The sequence below is a fragment of the Streptomyces sp. AN091965 genome (assembly GCF_022698285.1).
In the GTDB taxonomy this organism is placed as follows: Bacteria; Actinomycetota; Actinomycetes; order Streptomycetales; family Streptomycetaceae; genus Streptomyces.
Window position 1 is genome coordinate 7,785,113 of record NZ_JALDMY010000001.1, and the last position, 18,967, is coordinate 7,804,079.

17 protein-coding genes are annotated in these 18,967 nt (G+C 72.9%); 6 read left to right on the plus strand and 11 right to left on the minus strand.

The features are described 5' to 3' along the window. Positions 1-39: 39 nt before the first annotated feature. Positions 40-804: an SDR family oxidoreductase gene (locus MQV74_RS33065; RefSeq protein ID WP_242726242.1), complete on the plus strand. Its 765-nt coding sequence runs from the start codon at positions 40-42 to the stop codon at positions 802-804. A 56-nt stretch (positions 805-860) separates the two neighbouring features. Next, the gene (locus MQV74_RS33070; protein ID WP_242726244.1) at positions 861-1,787 is read left to right on the plus strand and encodes an SDR family oxidoreductase; all 927 of its coding nucleotides are present in this window, start codon (positions 861-863) and stop codon (positions 1,785-1,787) included. A 28-nt stretch (positions 1,788-1,815) separates the two neighbouring features. Here MQV74_RS33070 and pcaG read toward each other — a convergent pair whose 3' ends face one another. Genes pcaG through MQV74_RS33090 form a run of 4 tightly spaced genes read right to left on the minus strand, consistent with a single transcriptional unit; the run spans position 1,816 to position 4,571 of the window. Next, positions 1,816-2,382, minus strand: coding sequence for a protocatechuate 3,4-dioxygenase subunit alpha (gene pcaG, locus MQV74_RS33075; protein WP_242726246.1), 567 nt, complete (start codon positions 2,380-2,382; stop codon positions 1,816-1,818). After that, on the minus strand, positions 2,379-3,137 hold the full coding sequence (gene pcaH, locus MQV74_RS33080; RefSeq protein WP_242726247.1) for a protocatechuate 3,4-dioxygenase subunit beta: 759 nt from the start codon (positions 3,135-3,137) through the stop codon (positions 2,379-2,381). The genes pcaG and pcaH overlap by 4 nt, the downstream gene beginning before the upstream one ends. Positions 3,138-3,177: 40 nt before the next feature. Next, positions 3,178-3,816 (minus strand): 3-oxoacid CoA-transferase subunit B, encoded by a 639-nt coding sequence (locus MQV74_RS33085; RefSeq protein WP_242726249.1) that lies wholly within the window; start codon positions 3,814-3,816, stop codon positions 3,178-3,180. Further along, the gene (locus MQV74_RS33090; RefSeq protein ID WP_242726251.1) at positions 3,816-4,571 is read right to left on the minus strand and encodes a CoA transferase subunit A; all 756 of its coding nucleotides are present in this window, start codon (positions 4,569-4,571) and stop codon (positions 3,816-3,818) included. Before MQV74_RS33090 ends, MQV74_RS33085 begins: the two co-directional genes overlap by 1 nt. Positions 4,572-4,733: 162 nt before the next feature. On the opposite strand from MQV74_RS33090, the gene MQV74_RS33095 reads away from it, so the two are divergent. Continuing rightward, the gene (locus MQV74_RS33095; RefSeq protein ID WP_242726253.1) at positions 4,734-5,189 is read left to right on the plus strand and encodes a MarR family winged helix-turn-helix transcriptional regulator; all 456 of its coding nucleotides are present in this window, start codon (positions 4,734-4,736) and stop codon (positions 5,187-5,189) included. 12 nt (positions 5,190-5,201) lie between these two features. Here MQV74_RS33095 and MQV74_RS33100 read toward each other — a convergent pair whose 3' ends face one another. The 3 genes from MQV74_RS33100 to MQV74_RS33110 form a co-directional block, all read right to left on the minus strand. Further along, positions 5,202-6,167: a DUF3048 domain-containing protein gene (locus tag MQV74_RS33100; RefSeq protein WP_242726255.1), complete on the minus strand. Its 966-nt coding sequence runs from the start codon at positions 6,165-6,167 to the stop codon at positions 5,202-5,204. Between the two features lie 30 nt (positions 6,168-6,197). Next, positions 6,198-7,982 (minus strand): hydroxysqualene dehydroxylase, encoded by a 1,785-nt coding sequence (locus tag MQV74_RS33105; RefSeq protein WP_242726257.1) that lies wholly within the window; start codon positions 7,980-7,982, stop codon positions 6,198-6,200. A 228-nt stretch (positions 7,983-8,210) separates the two neighbouring features. After that, the gene (locus tag MQV74_RS33110; RefSeq protein ID WP_242726259.1) at positions 8,211-9,284 is read right to left on the minus strand and encodes an ATP-dependent DNA ligase; all 1,074 of its coding nucleotides are present in this window, start codon (positions 9,282-9,284) and stop codon (positions 8,211-8,213) included. Between the two features lie 75 nt (positions 9,285-9,359). On the opposite strand from MQV74_RS33110, the gene ligD reads away from it, so the two are divergent. Then, entirely contained in the window at positions 9,360-10,382 is a 1,023-nt protein-coding gene (gene ligD / locus MQV74_RS33115; RefSeq protein WP_242726261.1) for a non-homologous end-joining DNA ligase, read from the plus strand. 22 nt (positions 10,383-10,404) lie between these two features. On the opposite strand, the gene MQV74_RS33120 is transcribed toward ligD, so the two are convergent. Further along, a complete protein-coding gene (locus tag MQV74_RS33120) occupies positions 10,405-12,633 on the minus strand; it encodes an OmpL47-type beta-barrel domain-containing protein (RefSeq protein WP_242726263.1) in 2,229 nt (742 codons plus the stop codon). Further along, positions 12,630-15,086, minus strand: coding sequence for a ThuA domain-containing protein (locus MQV74_RS33125; RefSeq protein ID WP_242726265.1), 2,457 nt, complete (start codon positions 15,084-15,086; stop codon positions 12,630-12,632). Before MQV74_RS33125 ends, MQV74_RS33120 begins: the two co-directional genes overlap by 4 nt. 324 nt (positions 15,087-15,410) lie before the next feature. Between MQV74_RS33125 and MQV74_RS33130 the strand changes: the two genes are divergently transcribed. Next, entirely contained in the window at positions 15,411-16,406 is a 996-nt protein-coding gene (locus MQV74_RS33130; RefSeq protein ID WP_242726267.1) for a multicopper oxidase domain-containing protein, read from the plus strand. Positions 16,407-16,529: 123 nt separating this feature from the next. Here the strand turns inward: MQV74_RS33130 and MQV74_RS33135 are convergent, their stop codons facing one another. Next, complete coding sequence (locus MQV74_RS33135; protein ID WP_242726269.1) at positions 16,530-16,841, minus strand: ANTAR domain-containing protein; 312 nt, start codon at positions 16,839-16,841, stop codon at positions 16,530-16,532. 149 nt (positions 16,842-16,990) lie between these two features. Next, positions 16,991-17,509, minus strand: a complete 519-nt coding sequence (locus MQV74_RS33140) for a ricin-type beta-trefoil lectin domain protein (protein ID WP_242726271.1) — start codon at positions 17,507-17,509, stop codon at positions 16,991-16,993. Between the two features lie 162 nt (positions 17,510-17,671). Between MQV74_RS33140 and MQV74_RS33145 the strand changes: the two genes are divergently transcribed. Beyond that, a complete protein-coding gene (locus MQV74_RS33145) occupies positions 17,672-18,763 on the plus strand; it encodes a LacI family DNA-binding transcriptional regulator (protein ID WP_278194266.1) in 1,092 nt (363 codons plus the stop codon). Positions 18,764-18,967 lie beyond the last annotated feature (204 nt).

The window sequence follows — 18,967 nt, forward strand, 5'->3', positions numbered from 1 at the left end:
CAACCAAACATTTGTTAGTTGCTCAGGAAGGTAGCAGCGATGACTGACAATCGACAGGTGGTCGTGGTCACCGGCGGCACCCGTGGCGTCGGGGCCGGGATCGCCCGCGGCTTCCTGGCCGCCGGCGCGCACGTCGTCATCTGCGCCCGCAAGCCGCCCGAGCGGCCCGTCGAAGTGCCCGGCGCCACCGCGGAGTTCCGCCCGGCGGACCTGCGGGACGCCGAGGCGGCGCACGCCCTGATCACCGGGGTCGCCGCCGACCACGGACGGCTCGACGTCCTGGTGAACAACGCGGGCGGGACGCCCTTCGGCCTCCTCGCCGGGACCACCGCCGCCCGCCAGACGAAGATCGTCCAGCTGAATCTGCTCGCCCCGCTGTACGCCTCCCTCGCGGCCCACGAGGTGATGAGCCGTCAGGAGACGGGCGGCGCCGTCATCATGATCGGCAGCGTCAGCGGCACCCGCCCCTCGCCCGGCTCGGGAGCCTACGGCGCCGCCAAGGCGGGCCTGGCGAACCTGGCCCGCACCATGGCCGTCGAATGGGCCCCGCACGTGCGCGTGAACACCGTGGTCCTCGGCCTGGTCCGCACCGAGAGCACCCATCTGCACTACGGCGACGAGGAGGGGGTCGCCGCGGTGGCCCGCACGATCCCGCTCGGCCGCCTCGCCGACCCCGCGGACGCCGCCGACGCCTGCGTGTTCCTCGCCTCCGCCGCCGCGCGGTACATCAGCGGCGCGGCCCTCCAGGTGGACGGCGGCGGCGAGCGGCCCGCGTTCCTGGACGCCGCGACCGTGAACCACTGACCCCCCGTGCCCCGCGCCCTGCGCGCCGAACACCCGCCCGTACGAAGGAGTTCCGCATGACCGCAGCCGTCGATTCCGGGATCTGCGCGGGCCGCGTCGTGATCGTCACGGGCGCGGGCCGGGGCCTCGGCCGGGCGCACGCGCGCGCGTACGCGGCGGAGGGCGCGCGAGTCGTCGTCAACGACCTCGGGGCGGCCCTCGACGGCTCCGGCGTCTCCAAAGGCCCCGCGCAGGACGTCGTCGAGGAGATCCGCGCGGCGGGCGGCGACGCCGTCGCGCACTGCGGCGACATCGCGACACCCCAGGGCGCCGCATCGCTCGTCCAGGCCGCCCTGGAGACGTACGGCCGCCTGGACACCCTCGTGAACAACGCGGGCTTCCTGCGCGACCGCATGCTGGTCAACCTCGACGAGGACGACTGGGACGCCGTCCTGCGCGTGCACCTCAAGGGCCACTTCCTGCCCCTGAAGCACGCGGCCGCGCACTGGCGGGCCGCCGCCAAGGCCGGGCGCGCCCCGCACGCGTGCGTGGTCAACACCAGCTCCGGAGCGGGCCTCCTGGGCAGCGTGGGACAGGGCAACTACAGCGCGGCCAAGGCGGGCATCCTCGGCCTCACGCTGGTCGCCGCCGCCGAACTCGCGGCCTACGGAGTGCGCGTGAACGCCCTCGCGCCCGCCGCCCGCACCCGCATGACCGAGCAGACCTTCGCCGACACCATGGCCGCCCCCCAGGAGAGCGCCTTCGACGCCATGGCCCCGGAGAACGTGTCCCCGCTGGTCGTCTGGCTCGGCTCCACCGCGTCGGCCGGGGTCACGGGCCGCGTCTTCGAGGCCGAGGGCGGCCGCATCACGGTCATGGAGGGCTGGCGCCCCGGACCCAGCGCCGACAAGGGCGCCCGCTGGCGCCCGGCCGAGGCGGGCGAGGCGGCCCGGGAGCTGCTCTCCCGCGCCGAGCCGCCGCAGCCGGTGTACGGGGCGCGCTGACCGCGCGCCCGCCGCACGGCCACCGGGGTCACCTGAACGCGAGGAACACCGTCTCGTCGTCCCCTTGGAGGTGGATGTCGAACCGGTACGTGCCGTGCGGGTCCGGGCGCGCGAGCAGCGTCGCGCGCCGGTCGGGGGCCAGCGAGCGGAGCAGGGCGTGGTCCGGGTCGTCCGTCAGGTACGCGCGCGTGTACAGATGGTCCAGGAGCCCGCGCGCGAACACCGCGAGGCAGACGTACGGCACGCCGCCCGGCCTGAGGGTGCGGACCGCCCAGTGCCCGTCCGGGTCCGTCGGCACCCGGCCGAAGCCCGTGAACGTCACCCCGTCGCGCCCCCGCGGCACCCCGCTGACCGCGTCCTGGCGCAGCGACCCGGGGGCGCCCGCGCGCGAGCCGTCCGGCGCGGCCTGCCACGTCTCCACGAGGCCGTCGTCCACGGGCACGCCCTTGCCGTCGTACACGTACCCGTGGAGCGTGACGGCGTCCGGATGGCCCGCGGGCGCGATCTCGCCGCCGCGCGGGAACGGCAGCGCGTAGCCGTGGTAGGGGCCGATGGTCTGCGAGGGCGTCGGCGCGTGCGGCGGCGTGGCGCTCATGCGGCACCGTCCTCGAAGCGGGTGGCGGAGGGGCCGTCCAGGACGATGTCCCAGCGGTAGCCGAGCGCCCACTCCGGCACCGTCAGACCGTGGTCGTACGCGGCCACGAGACGGGCCCGCGCCGCCTCGTCGGGGATCGACAGGAAGACGGGGTCGTAGGCGAGCAGCGGATCGGCCGGGAAGTACATCTGGGTCACCAGGCGCTGCGCGAACGCCCTGCCGAACAGCGAGAAGTGCAGATGGGCGGGGCGCCAGGCGTTGTCGTGGTTGCGCCAGGGGTAGGCACCGGGCCGGATCGTGGTGAAGGAGTACGCGCCGTCGTCGTCGGTCAGACAGCGGCCGAAGCCGGTGAAGTTCGGATCGAGCGGCGCCGCGTGCCGGTCGCGCCGGTGCACGTACCTGCCGGACGCGTTGGCCTGCCACATCTCGACCAACTGGCCGCGCAGCGGCCGACCGCGGCGGTCGGTCAGGCGTCCCGAGACGGTGATGCGCTCGCCGAGGGGCTCGCCGGTGTGCTGGCGGGTCAGATCGCGCTCGAAGTCGGTGACGTCCGCGACGCCGAAGACCGGACCGGTCAGCTCCACGGCCTCCGGGTCGCGGACGGGCACGGCGGAGCGGTGGGGATGGCGCAGCAGGGCCCCGCGGTAGGGCGGGACGCCGGGGGGCGTGCCGGGCCGCGGGGCCGCGCCCGGTGCGGGCCGCCCTGCGCCCCTGCGGCGCGCGGTCAGGTCCTCGTACGGGGGATGGGGGGTCATTGCGGCTGCCGCTCCCTTCCGGACCGGTCGGGGCCGGTCCTCACGCGTCGGGGACGCGCACCTTCGCCGCCGTCCGCGCGACGATCTCGGTGACGCCGACTCCCGGCGCGCACTCGGTCAACTGAAGTCCGTCCTCGGTGACGTCGAAGACGCCGAGGTCCGTGATGACGCGGTGCACACACCGCCTGCCGGTGAGCGGCAGGTCGCACTCCCGCACGAGCTTGGGCGAACCGTCCTTCGCGGTGTGGGCCATCGTCACGATCACCCTGCGGGCGCCGTGCACCAGGTCCATGGCCCCGCCGATCCCCGTCACGAGCCGCCCGGGGACCGCCCAGTTGGCGAGGTCCCCGCGCGCGGAGACCTGCATCGCGCCCAGGACCGCCACGTCGAGGTGGCCGCCGCGGATCATCCCGAACGACAGCGCCGAGTCGAAGTACGCCGCCCCGGGCAGGGCCGTCACCGTTTCCTTGCCCGCGTTGATCAGGTCCGGGTCGACCGCGTCCGCCGTGGGGTAGGGGCCGACGCCCAGGACGCCGTTCTCGGACTGGACGACGACCTCCACGCCCGGCGGCAGGAAGCCCGGGATCAGCGTCGGCAGGCCGATGCCCAGATTGACGTACTGGCCGTCCCGCAGCTCGCCCGCCGCCCGGGCCGCCACCTGCTCGCGGGTCCACGCCATCAGCCGCTCACCGTCCGCTTCTCGACGCGCTTGGCGGCGGCCTCGCGCGGGCCGAGGGCGACGACGCGGTGCACGAAGACGCCCGGCAGGTGCACCGCGTCCGGGTCGATGGCGCCGGGCTCCACCAGCTCCTCCACCTCCGCGACGGTCACCCGTCCCGCCATCGCGGCCAGCGGGTTGAAGTTGCGGCTCGCCTTGGCGAACACCAGGTTGCCGTGCCGGTCGCCGCGCGCCGCCCGCACCAGGGCGAAGTCGGTGCGGATGCCGTGCTCCAGGACGTGCGGCACGCCGTCGAACTCCCGCGTCTCCTTGGGCGGCGAGGCCACCGCGACCCCGCCCGTCCCGTCGTACCGCCACGGGATCCCGCCGTCGGCGACCTGTGTGCCCACTCCGGCCGGGGTGTAGAAGGCGGGGATGCCGCAGCCCCCGGCGCGCAGGCGCTCCGCGAGGGTGCCCTGCGGGATCAGCTCCACCTCCAGCTCGCCCGCCAGGTACTGGCGCGCGAACTCTTCGTTGCCGCCGATGTACGAGGCCGTCACGCGCGCGATGCGGTGTGCGGCGAGCAGCGCGGCCAGGCCGGTGCCGAGCGCGCCGCAGTTGTTCGACACCACGCGCAGGTCCGTGGTCCCGCGCCGGTGCAGCGCCTCGATCAGGACGTTCGGTACGCCGCTGAGCCCGAAGCCGCCGACCGCGAGGGACGCGCCGTCCCCCACGTCGGCCACCGCCGCCGCGGCCGTGGCGACCACCTTGTCCATCCGGGCAGCCTCATCTCCGTACAGTCGTCAGCGCACTGACTATTGTCATCTGCCGTCCCGCGAACTCACGTTCACGCTGCCACCGCCCCGTGGGGCCGTCAAGGCTGCCTCAGGTCGGCTATCGTTCAGTGCACGAACTGTCCTGCCAGGGAGGGGACCGCCATGGCCGCGGTGGATCTGACCAGCCATCCGGGGCACCTCGCCCGCCGCCTCCAGCAGGCCCACCACCTCCTGTGGAACACGATGGTCTCGGAGGAGACCACGTCCCCCCAGTTCGCCGTCCTCAACAGCCTGGTCGCCGAGCCCGGCCTCGATCAGCGCGGCGTCGGCGAGCGCGTGGGCCTGGACCGGTCGACCGTCGCCGAGGTCATCAGCAGGCTCAGCCGCCGCGGCCTCGTCGACAAGGTCCGCGACCCGCAGGACGGCCGCCGCGCCCTGCTGCGGCCCACCGCCGAAGGGCGGCGCGTCCACCGCAAGCTGACGGTGCGCACGGCCCGGATGAACCAGGTCTTCCTCGCCCCGCTGACCGACGAGGAGCGCCGGCTGTTCCTCGGCCTGGCCCAGCGGGTCGCGGACGCCGCCGAGCACCTGCGGTCGGCGCCCCTGACGCCCTCCTGAGCGCCACCGCGCTCACGCCTGGGTGAACACCACCCACACCGGTCCCTTCGCGAACGCGAGCGGCTTTCCGTCGCGGGTCGTGAACGTGGTGCCGTCCCGCGGTGTGTCGCGCCGCCAGCGCGCCTCGTACGCGCGCCCGTCGCGCAGCACCCGCGCGCTGCCCGAGCCCACCGTGCGGCTGAACGGCGACGCGCTGCCCGCGCGGTCGTGGAAGCGCGAGTCACGGATGTCGACGCGCTGTTCGACCACCGTGGCGGCGCCGAGCGCGGCCCCGGACGCGGTGCGGGAGGGCGTGCCGTCCATCGCGATGTGCCAGCGCCCCTCGTACTCGACCCAGGTGAAGGTGAAGCGCGCGGAGGGGAAGCGCAGCGTGAGCCGGGTCGTGGGCGTGCCGCCCGCCGGGCGCGGCCCGAACCGGAAGCCCGTGCTCTCCAGGCCGTCGGCCGACACCCGGGCCCCCAGCGCGTCCGGGCGGACGTAGAGGTTGTGCGGCGCGGGCTTCGCGCCGCCCCGGTAGTAGGCCCTGCCGGGCGCCCCCTCCGCGGGCAGGGCGCGCAGCGGGGCCGCGTCGATCAGCGGGAGGAGCTTCGACTGCGCCCCGGAGAACGCGAGCGCCGGGTCGTCGAACTGGCGAAGGAGCTCCAGATCCGTCTCCCGCGCGCTGCGCACGGGCCCCACCACCGGCGGCAGCCGGCGCGCGTAGACGGCCATCAGGCGGCTCAGCCCGGCCTCCACCCGCTCCACGTACACGACGTCCGCCGCCTCCAGGCCGGTCTGCGGGCGTGCGGGGCCCACGTTGTCGACCTTCACGGCGAGCACCCGGCCGCCCTCGTCCCGGCCCGTCGGCCGCCCGTCCGTGCCCGCCCTGTCGAGGGTGCAGGCGGGCGCGAGCGCGGCGAGTGCCAGCGCCGCGACCGCCGCACGCCACCCCCGCGCTCCTCGCGCCGTCGTGTGCCCCACGCGTGTTCGCCGTTCCATGCCGGGGATGTACCCCGAATACGGCCGTTGTCAGCCGAGGTCGAAGGCGTTCCGCAGACCGAGGCGGTAGCGGGTGCGGTCGGCGCGCTTGAGCCCCTCGATCTCCGGAGGGCGGTAGCGGGACGTCACCGTGCATCGCCGCGCGCTCGAACCCACCCGGTCCAGAAGGGCGTTGACCGCCTGGCGTGCGGCCGCGTTGGCGCCCTCCATGGTGGCGAGGTCGATGTCCACGGCCACGTAGTCGCCCGCCAGGAAGAAGTTGGGGATCTTCGTCGCGGCCGACGGGCGGTTGTGCAGCGTGCCCACCGGGTGGATCAGGAGCTCGTCGTCGTTGCGCGGGTCCGGGCCGCCGGTGCCGTCGACGCCCGGGTCCAGGTGCCAGGAGTGCAGCTTGCCGTCGGTCAGGACCTGCTTGCCGGTGTCGTTGAGATGGGCCTTCAGCTGGGCCCACACCTCGCGCGCGATCTCCTCGCGCGTGCAGTTCTTCGCCGTCCTGCCGTACAGGATCCCCGGCTTGTCCCACTCGGAGATGTCCACCGACAGACAGTCCACCACGAGCCCGTCGCCGTACTCGGCGGGGAAGTCACGGCCCTTCCAGTGCGCGGCCTGGGCGATGCCCGTGAGCGACCAGGGCGAGTCGATGCAGTTGAAGTGCCCGTCGACGACCTTGGGACGTTCGGTCAGATAGAACTGGATGCCCGTCATCCAGTCCGTCCGCAGCTTGTCGCAGCGCGGCAGCTGCGGATCCGCCGCCCGCAGCGCGGCGCCCCACGTCCTGCGGGCGTGCTCCACCGGCATGGCCTGCACGTAGTGGTCGGCGGTGACGTCCTGGCGGGCGCCCCCGGCGTCCTCGATCACCGCCTTGGTCACCCGGCCGTCGCCGTACGCGACCTCGCGCACGGTCCAGCCCACGCGGAACTCCACGCCGAGGGACTTCAGATGCGCCACCCACGGGTCGATCCACGCCTCGTTGGTCGGCGCGTTCAGGATGCGGTCGGGCGGGCCGTCCGCGCCCCGGCCCAGGGCGTTGAACACGAAGGCCTCTCCGAGCGTCCCGACGGTACGGGTGCTGGCCACCTCCGCCTTCGTCGCGACGATGTTGCGCGTCACGCCGATGGCCAGGATGCGCTGGTAGTCGTACGACATGTCCTTGGCGCGCACGAAGTCCCACCAGGGCTTGGCCTCCCACTGGTCGTCGCGGCGCTCGTCGCAGCTGGTGAGGAAGACCAGGGCGCGGTTCACGAAGTACGCGATCTCGTGCGCGGGAATGTTGAACGCGGTGTCGAGGAACGCGGTGAGGGCGCGGGCGATGTCGTCGGGCGTCAGGTCGGCGGGCTCGCCGTCGCGGCCGGGGATCGGCAGGCGGATGTCCTCGCGGCCGCCCGCGCGGGTGAAGCTCATCTCCGGCGGCGCGATCAGGTTGTCCCAGACGCCGTTGCGGTTCCCGGGGAAGGGGATGCGGCGCAGCGTGTCCGGCAGGTTGTGGTATATGCCCGGGATGAAGCGGAAGCCGTGCTCGCCCGGGAGCGGTTTGCGGGTGCCCTTCGCGCTGTCCGGCACGTCGAAGCTGCGGGCCTTGCCGCCCAGTGCGCGGCGCTCGTAGACCGTGACGGCGAAGCCGCGCTCGGCGAGTTCGTGGGCGGCGGTGAGGCCTGCGACGCCGCCGCCCAGCACGGCGACGGACTGTCTCGCGCGCGGGGCCGCGCCAGCGGACCCGGGTAGGCCGCCCAGGCCCAGGGCGGCCGCGCCGCCCGCTGTCGCCGCGCCCTTGACGAACGTCCGGCGTGTGCTCCCCGCTGGCTGCGGCTGCCCCATGCGGCCCTCCCCTTACCGTAGGTAACGCCTGTGTCAGGCGCGGAGCCTACGGCCGTGCTCTTCTGAGCGGAAGGGGTGGGTGGGGCTTGGCGGGAAATTGTCTGCGGGTGGTGGGGGGGGGTGCCGCCGCTACCGCGGCGGATCTCCCACCCACCCGCCCATGACGGCTCTGCCTTGCCAGGCAGGGCCCCGGCGCGGAGCGCCGCGGAACGTACGTCGTCGTCCTGTCTACGCCGGCGCCGAGCCCAAGACCTCCGACAGGTCGTAGCCCGCCGGTTCCTCCAGTTGGGCGTACGTGCACGACGCGGGGTCCCGGTCGGGGCGCCACGTCCGGAACTGGGCCGTGTGGCGGAAGCGGGCCCCGTTCTCCATGTGGTCGTAGGCCACCTCGCACACCCGCTCGGGCCGCAACGGCACCCAGGTCAGGTCCTTCTTGCCCGACCACCGGTTCACCGCACCGGGCAGCCGCGCGCTCTCGTGGGCCGCCTCGTCCGCCCAGGCCGCCCACGGATGCCCCGCGACGGAGTCCATCCGCAGCGGTGCGAGCTCCTCCATGAGCTGCTCGCGCCGCTTCATGGAGAAGGCGGCGCACACCCCGACGTGCTGGAGCGCGCCCGCGTCGTCGTACAGGCCGAGCAGGAGCGAGCCCACGACGGGCCCGCTCTTGTGCAGGCGCAGGCCCGCGACCACGCAGTCCGCCGTCCGCTCGTGCTTGATCTTGTACATCAGGCGTTCGTTCTGGCGGTACCTGAGGTCGAGGGGCTTGGCGATCACTCCGTCGAGCCCGGCCCCCTCGTACCGCTCGAACCACTCCCGCGCCACCTCCTCGTCGAGCGTCGCGGGCGCCAGGTGCACCGGTGCCGTCACGTCTTCGAGCGCCTTGGCGAGCAGTCGGCGCCGGTCGCGCAGCGAGAGGTCCCCCACGGGCTCGTCGAACAGGGCGAGCACGTCGAAGGCGACGTACGACGCCGGAGTCCGCTCGGCGAGCAGCCGCACCCGCGAGTCCGCCGGGTGGATCCGCTCGGTGAGGGCGTCGAAGTCCAGGCGCCCGCCGCGCGCGATCACGATCTCGCCGTCCAGGACACAGCGCTGCGGCAGCCGCTCCTTGAGGGCCTCGACCAGCTCGGGGAAGTAGCGGGTCAGGGACTTCGTGCCGCGGCTGCCGATCTCCACCTCGGGTCCGTCCCGGAAGACGATCGCGCGGAAGCCGTCCCACTTGGCCTCGTACTGCATGCCCGGCGGGATCTTCGCCACGGACTTGGCGAGCATGGGCTTCACGGGGGGCATCACCGGCAGGTCCATGATCCCGATTCTGCTCCGGGGCAGGGGAAATCGCCCGATATGCGGGGTCGCGCGCGGGCGTCTAGCGTGGCTCGCATGGGTGGCGCGGGCGCGGCGGTGGAGCTGACGGCGGGAGAGCGGACGGTACGGCTCTCCAGCCCGGACCGGGTGCTGTTCCCCGAGCGCGGCTTCACCAAGCGGGACCTCGCCACGTACTTCATCGCCGTCGGCGACGGGATCCTGCGGGCCCTGCGCGACCGGCCCACCACCCTGGAGCGCTACCCGGAAGGCGTCGGCGGCGAGTCCTTCTACCAGAAGCGGGCGCCGAAGAACCTGCCCGACTGGATCCCGACCGCCACCATCACCTTCCCCAGCGGCCGCACGGCTGACGAGATCTGCCCGACCGAGGTCGCCGCCGTCGTCTGGGCCGCCCAGTACGGCACGCTCACCTTCCACCCCTGGCCGGTGCGGAGTGCCGCGCCCGACCATCCCGACGAACTGCGCCTGGACCTCGACCCGCAGCCCGGCACCGACTACGCCGACGCCGTCCGCGCGGCCCACGAACTCCGCGCGGTGCTCGACGGGTTCGGCCTGCGCGGCTGGCCCAAGACCTCCGGCGGGCGCGGCCTGCACGTCTTCGTGCCCATCGAGCCGCGCTGGACCTTCGTCCAGGTGCGGCGGGCCGCCATCGCCTGCGGGCGCGAACTGGAGCGGCGCATGCCGGACGCCGTGACGACCGCCTGGTGGAAGGAGGAGCGCGGCGAGCGGATCTTCGTGGACTTCAACCAGACCGCCCGCGACCGCACCATCGCCTCCGCCTACTCGGTGCGCGCCCGCCCGCACGCGCCCGTCTCCGCGCCCCTGCGCTGGGAGGAGCTGGACGACGCGGTGCCCCGCGACTTCGACCTCGGCACCATGCCCGGGCGCTTCGCGGAGGTCGGCGACGTGCACCGGGACATGGACGAGCACGCCTTCTCGCTGGAGGGCCTGCTCGAACAGGCGGACCGCGACGAGCGCGACCACGGCCTCGGCGACCTGCCGTATCCGCCCGAGTACCCGAAGATGCCGGGCGAGCCGAAGCGGGTCCAGCCGAGCCGCGCGAAGCACGACGACGGCTGAACCCGCCTCGGAGGAGGGGCGCCTACAGCTCCTTGATCCGGATGTCCCGGTACGACACCACGTCGGTGACCCCGTGGACCTGGAGGCCCACGTAGCCGGACGCGAAGCGGCGCCCGTCCGTGCCCGGGTCGTCGCCGCGCGGCGGCTCGAAGACCTGGCCGCCGGTGTTGTCGAACTCGTTGATCAGGACGCCGTTGCGGTAGACCGCGTAGTGCTGGTCGACCACGCGGATCTCGTAGTCGTTCCAGGTGCCCTTGGGCGTCACGCCCGCGCCCGCGAGGCCGACCCGGTCGAAGCCGTACACCGACCCGGTCTTGTACATGTCGCCGTCGGGCCGGTCGAGGACCTGGACCTCATGGCCGTACTTGATGGCCACCCACTCCGGACGCGACTCCTCCGGATGGTCGTGGACCTGCGGGAAGCGCACGAAGACACCGGAGTTGGCGTTGCCGGAGCCGGGCGCGTCGTCCCGCCACTGGAGCTTCAGCGAGAAGTCGCCGTACGTGCGCTCGGGGAACCACAGCATGCCGAGCCCGTTCTTCGTGGTGCCCGAGGTCATCGAGCCGTCGGCGTTCAGGCCGAACGAACCGCCGCCCACCTGGCTCCACTTGGCGAAGGACCTCTGCGTGCCGTCGAAGAGGGGGCGGTAGCCCTCGGTCTGGCCGGGCTTGCCGATGCCGGACTCCTTCGCCGCCTTGTTGATCTTGTTGTACTCACGCAGGTCGATCTCGCCCGCCCGCTTGAGGCGGTCCGTGACCGACTTGACGTGCTTGAGGAACAGCGCGTGCGACGACCAGTCCTTCTCGTCCTCGATCAGCTCGCCGACGCGGCAGCGGTTGTTGGTGACCCGGTTCGGGATGCCCGTGTCGACCGTGCCCACGAACACCGTCAACCGCTCGTCGTACTCGGGGCAGTTGGGTCCGGGGACCCCGCCGCCCTCGTCGACGGTGAACGCCACCGACTTCGCCGGCGCGGTGTTGCCCGCCTTGTCGCTCGCCCGGTAGGCCACGGTGTGCCGCCCGACGCGGTCGGCCACCACGGGCCCGGTGTAGGTCACGTAGGGGCCGCCGTCGAGGGAGTACTCGACCCTGGCCACGCCCGAGCCCGCGTCCGTCGCGGTCACCGTGACCTTCGCCCGGCCGACGTAGGCACCGTCGGAGTTCTTGTCGCCCTCGACCTTCGCCGAGGTCTCGGGCGGGGTCCTGTCCTCCTGCGGCGGCGCGACCACCGTGAACTCGACCGCCTTCTCCGCGGCCACGTTCCCCGCCTTGTCGGAGGCGCGGTAGCGCACCTTGTGGGTGCCCACCGCGTGCACCATCACGGGGGCGGTGTAGGCCGTCCAGGCGCCGTCGCCGAGCGCGTACTCGACCTTGTTCAGGCCCGAGCCCGTGTCGGAGGCCGTCACCGTGACCGTGGCCATGCCCAGGTACTGGCCCTGGCCGTTCTGCTCGCCGCTGACCGTCGCCGAGGTCTCGGGCGGCGTCCTGTCGTCGGTCGGCGGCGCCACGACCCGGAAGTCGACCGCCTTCTCGGCCGCCACGTTGCCCGCCCTGTCGCTCGCGCGATAGCGGATCGTGTGGGCGCCGACCGTGTTCACCACGACCGGCGCGGTGTACGGCTGCCAGGCGCCGTCGGCCCCGACGGCGTACTCGACCTTGTCGACGCCCGAACCCTCGTCCGTCGCGGACACCGTCACGGTCGCCGAACCGACGTACGCGCCGTCGGAGTTGGCCGCCCCGGCGACCTTCGCCCCGGTCTCCGGCGCCGTCGTGTCCGCGCCCCCGCCGTCCGTCACGACGAGGATGCCCTGCATCGCCCCGTGTCCGGGGATCGTGCAGTAGTAGCGGTAGCGGCCGGGCTTGAGGGTCACCTCGGCGGTCCACTTGCCGCCCTTCTCGTCATTCGGATTGGCGAGGAGGTTCAGCGGGACGTCGTTGTTGTACTCCGGGTCCGAGACGTCGAACGTCAGCGTGTGCGGCATGCCGGTGGTGTTGCCGGTCGCCACGCTGTTCTCGAAGACGATCGTGGCCTTGCCCGCGACCGCCGTCGTCGGCGCCGACGTGTACTTGCTGATGTCGTTGTCCGCGGTCCACGTCAGGGTCTGCTGTGGTGCGCGCGGCCCGTCCGGGCGCGCCGCCGCCCCCGAGGTCAGGCCGAGCACCAGGGCGAGCGCGGCGAGCACCGCCGCCCAGGCGCTCGCGGGCCGTGCCCGCCCGCGCGCGGGCCCCCTCGTCCCGCCGTCCGCTCTCATCGTCCCGCCTTCCGTGCCAGGTCACCCGCGGCCGGGGTGGCCCCGCCGCCGGTGTAGGTCACGCGCCACAGCGCGGACTTGGCGTCCGAGGTGAAGAAGCCGCGCCCGTAGTCGAGGACGTACAGCGAGCCGTCGGGGGCGAACTTCCAGTCCATGAGGTTCTTGATGCGGTCGTTGCCCACCGGAACGATCTTGCGGAGGGACTCGGCGTGCACCGGCAGACCGCCCTTGCCGACCGTCCTGGGGTCGGTCAGCACCGCGTGCCGCGGCTGGTCGCCGTCGTAGAAGTCGCCGACGAACCACTTGCCGTCCCAGTACGCGGGCCACTTGTCCGCGCTGGTGCTCGCCGGGTCGTAGCGGTAGACCGGGCCGTTCATCGTCGCCTGGCCGCCGCCCTTGAGCCACGGCAGGAGCTGCTTCTGCTCCTCCGTCTTGTAGCTCGGGACGCCGTTCGCGTCGCGCGGGTAGTCGATGCCGCCGCCCTGCGGGGAGTACCAGATGGTGTTGGGCTCGGCGGGCGGGATCTTCACCAGGCCGTCGTTGTTCGGCGACTCGTTGCGCAGGTTCTCGCAGTCGTACCAGCCCAGCGGCTTGCTCGGGTCGGGCAGATTGCGGTCGCGGTAGGGCTGGTTGTTGCCCATGCAGTACGGCCAGCCCCGGTTGGAGGCGTGGGTGATCGCGGCGAACGTGTCGTACTTCGCCGGGCCCCACGTCGTCGACGGCTGTCCCGCGTCGGGGCCGACCCAGCCCGCGTACAGCGTGTCGGTCTTCTTGTCGACGGAGATGCGGGCCGGGTTCCTGACGCCCATCACATAGATCTCGCCGCGCGTCTTGCCGCCGCCCTCGTCCGGCTCCTTGCCGGTGAAGAGGTTGCCCTCGGGGAGCGTGTACGTGCCGTCGGCCTCGGGGTGGATGCGCAGGATCTTGCCGTTGAGGTTGTTGGTGTTGCCCGCCGTGCGCCGGGCGTCGGCGAAGGAGACGCCCTTGAAGTTCGGCTGCGGGTTGTTTCCGGAGTAGCCGTCGCTGGAGCCGGACGAGTTGTTGTCACCCGTCGCGATGTACAGGTTGCCCTTCGAGTCCCAGGCCATCCCGCCGCCCGCGTGACAGCAACTGTGGATCTGTACAGGCCACTTGAGGAGCACCTTCTCGCTGTCCATGGCGAGCTTGCCGGACGCCTTGTCGTAGGTGAAGCGGGAGACGTAGCGCTCGCCCATGTGCGTCTCGCGGTTGATCCGGGCGTGCGGGGTGTAGTGCAGGTACACCCATCCGTTGGACGCGAACCGCGGGTCCAGCTCGATGCCGAGCAGGCCCTCCTCGTTCTTGGTCAGCTCACCGCCGCCGCCCTTGTTGCCGAAGACGCTCACGGCGCCCGCGAGCGTCACCTGCTTCGTCCGCGGGTCGTAGACGTGGATCTCGCCGCGGCCCTTGCCGACGTCGGGGTTGTTCCAGTCGGTGATCACCGGCTGGGAGGAGTCGGCGCCGCCGCGGCCGATGGAGAAGACCGTGCCGTCGGGGGCGGTCACCAGGCCGTGCGGCTCGCCGATCTGGTCGTTCTGGCCGGGCTTGTTGGGCTGCGTCAGGCGCTCGGCCTTGTAGTTGTCGGTGATGGCCGCCTTGCAGTCGGCGCGCACCAGACGGGTCGTCCACAGCAGGGCTCCGCGCAGATGCGCCCGGAAGTCCGTCTCGTCGTACGCGTCGGCCGTGCCGCCCATGCCGGTGTAGAAGGAGCGGCCGCCGTCGTAGTCGCGGCACCAGGAGACCGGGTGGTCCCAGCCGTTCGCGCCCGCGTCCGGCTTGTACGTGCTCTCGCGCACCCGCGCCACGGTGTGGACGGCGCCCGAGGGGCTGGTCTCCCAGTTGAGCCACCTGTCGGGGCGCTTCCACTCCAGGGGCAGGTCCTTGGTGGCCGGGCTCTGCCGGTCGCCGACCTCGACGGTCGCGCGCTGCACGGCCGCGGGGCCCTCGTCCTTGGGGCGGGCCCCGACCAGGCCCGTGAACCAGCTGGAGTACGGCTCGGCGCGGGCCGCGTCGTGCAGGCCGAGGAAGCCGCCGCCCGCCTCCATGTAGGCCTCCAGGCCCGCCTCCTGCTCGGGGTCGAGCACGTCGCCCCCGCCGGTGACGAACGCGACGGCGTTGAACCTGCCGAGCCGTCCGGCGTCGGTGAACACCACCGGGTCGTCGGTCGCCGTGACGGTGAACCGCTGGGCTGTGGGGCCCGACTGGCCGATCTTCTCGATCGCGGCGATGGCGGCGTCGACCACCGGCGACTCGTCGCCGGGGGCCGCGGATCCGTAGAAGGCGAGGACCCGCACGTTCGCGCCACCGGGGGGCGCGGGCAAGGCCCGTGACATCGTTGTCTTCATCGCCTCGGCGTCACTGGGCGGTTCGGGGAAGGGGCGCGCGGACGCGGCGGGCCCGGAGAGGACCCCGGCCGCGAGCGCTCCCGCGGCCATGGCCGCCGCCCAGGAGCGACGGGTGGCTCTGTACCTGGACCTGCCGAACTCTCGTGTGGTTAAGGGTTGTTGACGCGGTGTGAGCCGCATGAGAACACCGACCCCTCGTTGGTCACGACTGCGGCGACTACAGCAACAGCGCGGTTGAAGCTAGCCCTCTTTCGACGGCTAGCCAAGGGCTATGACGTCACTTCACCCGAACTTTGTCCTGCCTGTGGAGAAACGGGTGCGCTGCCGCTAGCGTGTGGCCGAATCCGGTGCCTCGCGCGCCACGACCGTGCCTGACGCAGTGTCAGTTTCCATTCCACAGTGGGGGAGTTCGGCATGGACAGACGGAGCTTCAACCGACGGATGCTGGTGGGCGGAGCGGTCGCGGCGACCGGGGTGACATCGATGTCGGCCGTGGCGCCCGAGGCGGTACCGGCCGAGAAGCCGCCCAGGAGGGCCCCGGCGGGCGGCGAGGTGCGCCGCATCACGATGTACGCCGAGAAGCTTCCCGACGGGCAGATGGGGTACGGCCTGGAGCGCGGCAAGGCGTCCGTGCCCGGCCCGCTGATCGAGCTCAACGAGGGCGACACGCTGCACGTCGACTTCGAGAACACCACGGATGTCGCCGTCAGCCTGCACGTCCACGGCATGGACTACGAGATCTCCAGCGACGGCACCAAGCACACCAGGTCCGACGTGGCGCCGGGCAAGAAGCGCACGTACACCTGGCGCACGCACGTGCCCGGACGCCGCAAGGACGGCACCTGGCGGCCCGGCACGGCCGGATACTGGCACTACCACGACCACGTGGTCGGCACCGACCACGGCACCGGCGGCCTGCGCAAGGGCCTCTACGGGGCGGTGATCGTGCGCCGCGAGGGCGACGTCCTGCCCGACCGGACCTGCGTGATCGTCTTCAACGACATGATGATCAACAACAAACCCGCGCACTCGGGCCCGGACTTCGAGGCCACCGTGGGCGACCGGGTCGAGTTCGTGTCGATCACGCACGGCGAGTACTACCACACCTTCCACATCCACGGTCACCGCTGGGCGGACAACCGCACGGGCATGCTGACCGGGCCCGACGACCCCAGCCAGATCCTCGACGACAAGATCACCGGACCGGGGGACTCCTTCGGCTTCCAGGTGATCGCGGGAGAGGGAGTCGGCGCGGGGGCGTGGATGTACCACTGCCACGTGCAGAGCCACTCCGACATGGGGATGGTGGGGCTGTTCCTGGTGAAGAAGCCGGACGGTACGATTCCGGACTACGTGCCGCACCATGCCCGTGCGGGGGCCGAGCCGGAGTCGGGCGGGGCCCATCACTAGGCGGGTCCGTGGAGGTCGGCCGATCGCCGGCCCGGGTGCCGTGGGCCGACGCGCGGTGGGCGCGGATCGGGCCGCTGCTCCTGAGGGGGGCTCCCTCCCTCTGCGGCGGGGCCCGTTCCTCGGTCAAGCGGCCTCGCGCTGGGCCAACTGGCGTTCCAGTTCGACGCGGAGGCCTGTGGGCAGGGCGCCGGTTCGTGCCCAGGCCAGCATGTGTTGGGCCACGGTGCGCAGCTTGGTGTTGCTGCGCATGGAGATCTCGCGCAGTACGTCCCAGGCCTCCTCGGGCGTCATCCGTCCGACGGTGAGGACGACGCCGATGGCCTGGTCGATGACCGCGTGCGAGTGCACGGCCTGTTTGAGCTGTTCCACGCGTTCCTGGAGCTCCTGGACCTGGTCGGTGACGGGCGCGGGCACGTGGGGAGCGGTGACGGGCACGGCGGGCCTCCGATCAGCGAGTGGGACTGCCGGTTTCTGAGGTTCTCTTGCCCTGTGCAAGCCACGCCATCCCTGCCTGCCCCGCTCGGGCCCGAGCCCTCCGCGTCCCGTTCGTCCGTCGCTTGCGCGGCGCCCCGTGATGGCGGTCGTCAGCCAAGGAGCCGCCACTTGTAGCGCGGGTCCTGGGGGGCCAGGTCGTGGCGGACCGTCACATAGGACGTGCCCTCGCGGTACGGCGTGCTCAGGAGCTTGCCGTCGTCGTGCGACACCCAGAACAGGTCACCGGCCTGGTTGCCGTTGAAGTGCCAGAACTGGTCGACGTCGTTCGCGTCGCACCTGCTGAGCCAGGCCAGGCCCCAGCCGGCCACGTCCGCCAGGCACGTGCCGGTGGCGACGGAGGAGATCTGCCACGCGGGCTGGTTCGCCAGGTTCAGGCGCCAGCGCTGCCGGGGGTCGCCGAGGTCGCAGGGCGCGAAGGTGGCGGTGCCCTGGAAGGCGTTGGCGGGGTCGTCGGCGGTGGACATGCACAGGCCGTTGCCCGTGTTGCGGAACAGGCTCCCGGGGTCGGGCGCTGCGGCGCCCGCGGGCGCCGCCCCCGTGAGGAGGGCGCCGCTCGCGGCCGTGACCAGGGCCGCGGCCAGAGCGGCGAGCCGACGTGTGACCTTCATGGGGGTTCCTTCCGGTGGCGGTGGTGATCCCGATGCTGGGGCACGGCACCGCGCGGCACCATCGCCGAAACGGGGGACAGCGGGGGGCGCGAACCGGCCTGAGGGCCCGTTCCGGCGCGCTCCGGGCGCAGCCGCCGCGGCTATTCTGATCCGCAACCGCCGATGAGGAGTTCCGAGGTGAGCGAGGCAGGGGCGCGTCCCACCCTGGAGGCAGTGGCCGCGCGGGCCGGCGTTTCGCGCGCGACGGTGTCCCGGGTCGTGAACGGCGAGGCAGGGGTGCGGGAAGTCCTCGCCGTGAAGGTCAGACGGGCCGTGGACGAACTCGGCTACGTGCCCAACCGCGCCGCCCGCAGCCTCGTCACCCGGCGCTACGACGCCGTCGCCGTGGTCATCGCCGAGCCGGAGACCCGGGTCTTCGCCGATCCGTTCTTCGCGCTCCAACTGCGCGGCATCAGCAAGGAACTGACGGCCCATGACGTCCAGCTCGTCCTGCTCCTCACCGAGGGGCGCGCCGACCACGCGCGCGTGGGCCGCTATCTGTCCGGCGGCCACGTCGACGGGGCCCTCGTCTTCTCGTTGCACCTCGACGACCCGCTGCCGGTCATCATCAACGGCGCGGGCGTCCCCACGGTGTTCGGCGGGCGCCCCGGCTGGACGGGCGGCGAGGACAGCGTGCGCTACGTCGACTGCGACAACCGCGGCGGCGCACGCACGGCCGTGCGGCACCTCGCCGGGCTCGGCCGCACCCGCATCGCGCACATCACCGGGGCCCTGGACCAGACATCGGCGGCCGACCGCCTCGACGGCTTCCGGGACGTGCTTCCCGCCGGGGACGCGCGGCTCGTCGCCGAGGGCGACTTCACGCCCGCGGGCGGCGAGCGCGCCATGCGGCACCTGCTCGACCGGTGCCCGGACGTGGACGCCGTGTTCGCCGCGAACGACCTGTCGGCCGCCGGTGCGCTGCGGGTCCTGCGCGCGGCCGGGCGGCGCGTACCGGACGACGTGGCGGTCGTCGGCTTCGACGACATGCTGCCCGTGGCCGAGCAGGCCGACCCGCCGTTGACCACGGTGCGCCAGGACATCGAGGAGATGGGCCGTCTGATGGCGGCCATGCTGCTGCGCGGCCAGGACCGGTGCCCCGTCCCCGACGAGAGCTGCGTACGCCCGCGGGAACGGCCGCGGGGCGCCGATGACGTCGGGCACGCGGCGAGCGTCGTCCTGCCGACGCAACTGGTGCGACGGGAGTCGGCGTAGCCGAAGGGGGCGCGGGCGGGCACCGGTCGAGCAGGCGCCGCACGGCGGCGCTCGCCGCCCGCAGGTGTGCTCAGGCGCGGGGACGCCCCAGGAACGGGCGCGGCGGAGACGCCGGAGAGGGGCGTCCCGCGGCGCCCGCCGAAAGTTTTCCGCGCACCCGGTCACACTTCTCTCCCGCCAGGGGTCATAGCGATGACTCCGCCG

Coding starts and splice junctions, on each gene's coding strand:
- MQV74_RS33145 (WP_278194266.1), top strand. CDS start 17,672: ATGAGGAGTTCCGAGGTGAGCGAGGCAGGGGCGCGTCCCACCCTGGAG.
- MQV74_RS33090 (WP_242726251.1), bottom strand. CDS start 4,571: ATGGACAAGGTGGTCGCCACGGCCGCGGCGGCGGTGGCCGACGTGGGG.
- MQV74_RS33130 (WP_242726267.1), top strand. CDS start 15,411: ATGGACAGACGGAGCTTCAACCGACGGATGCTGGTGGGCGGAGCGGTC.
- MQV74_RS33110 (WP_242726259.1), bottom strand. CDS start 9,284: ATGGACCTGCCGGTGATGCCCCCCGTGAAGCCCATGCTCGCCAAGTCC.
- MQV74_RS33085 (WP_242726249.1), bottom strand. CDS start 3,816: ATGGCGTGGACCCGCGAGCAGGTGGCGGCCCGGGCGGCGGGCGAGCTG.
- pcaG (WP_242726246.1), bottom strand. CDS start 2,382: ATGAGCGCCACGCCGCCGCACGCGCCGACGCCCTCGCAGACCATCGGC.
- MQV74_RS33065 (WP_242726242.1), top strand. CDS start 40: ATGACTGACAATCGACAGGTGGTCGTGGTCACCGGCGGCACCCGTGGC.
- MQV74_RS33120 (WP_242726263.1), bottom strand. CDS start 12,633: ATGAGAGCGGACGGCGGGACGAGGGGGCCCGCGCGCGGGCGGGCACGG.
- MQV74_RS33070 (WP_242726244.1), top strand. CDS start 861: ATGACCGCAGCCGTCGATTCCGGGATCTGCGCGGGCCGCGTCGTGATC.
- MQV74_RS33100 (WP_242726255.1), bottom strand. CDS start 6,167: ATGGAACGGCGAACACGCGTGGGGCACACGACGGCGCGAGGAGCGCGG.
- MQV74_RS33105 (WP_242726257.1), bottom strand. CDS start 7,982: ATGGGGCAGCCGCAGCCAGCGGGGAGCACACGCCGGACGTTCGTCAAG.
- MQV74_RS33095 (WP_242726253.1), top strand. CDS start 4,734: ATGGCCGCGGTGGATCTGACCAGCCATCCGGGGCACCTCGCCCGCCGC.
- MQV74_RS33140 (WP_242726271.1), bottom strand. CDS start 17,509: ATGAAGGTCACACGTCGGCTCGCCGCTCTGGCCGCGGCCCTGGTCACG.
- MQV74_RS33125 (WP_242726265.1), bottom strand. CDS start 15,086: ATGGCCGCGGGAGCGCTCGCGGCCGGGGTCCTCTCCGGGCCCGCCGCG.
- pcaH (WP_242726247.1), bottom strand. CDS start 3,137: ATGACCCCCCATCCCCCGTACGAGGACCTGACCGCGCGCCGCAGGGGC.
- ligD (WP_242726261.1), top strand. CDS start 9,360: ATGGGTGGCGCGGGCGCGGCGGTGGAGCTGACGGCGGGAGAGCGGACG.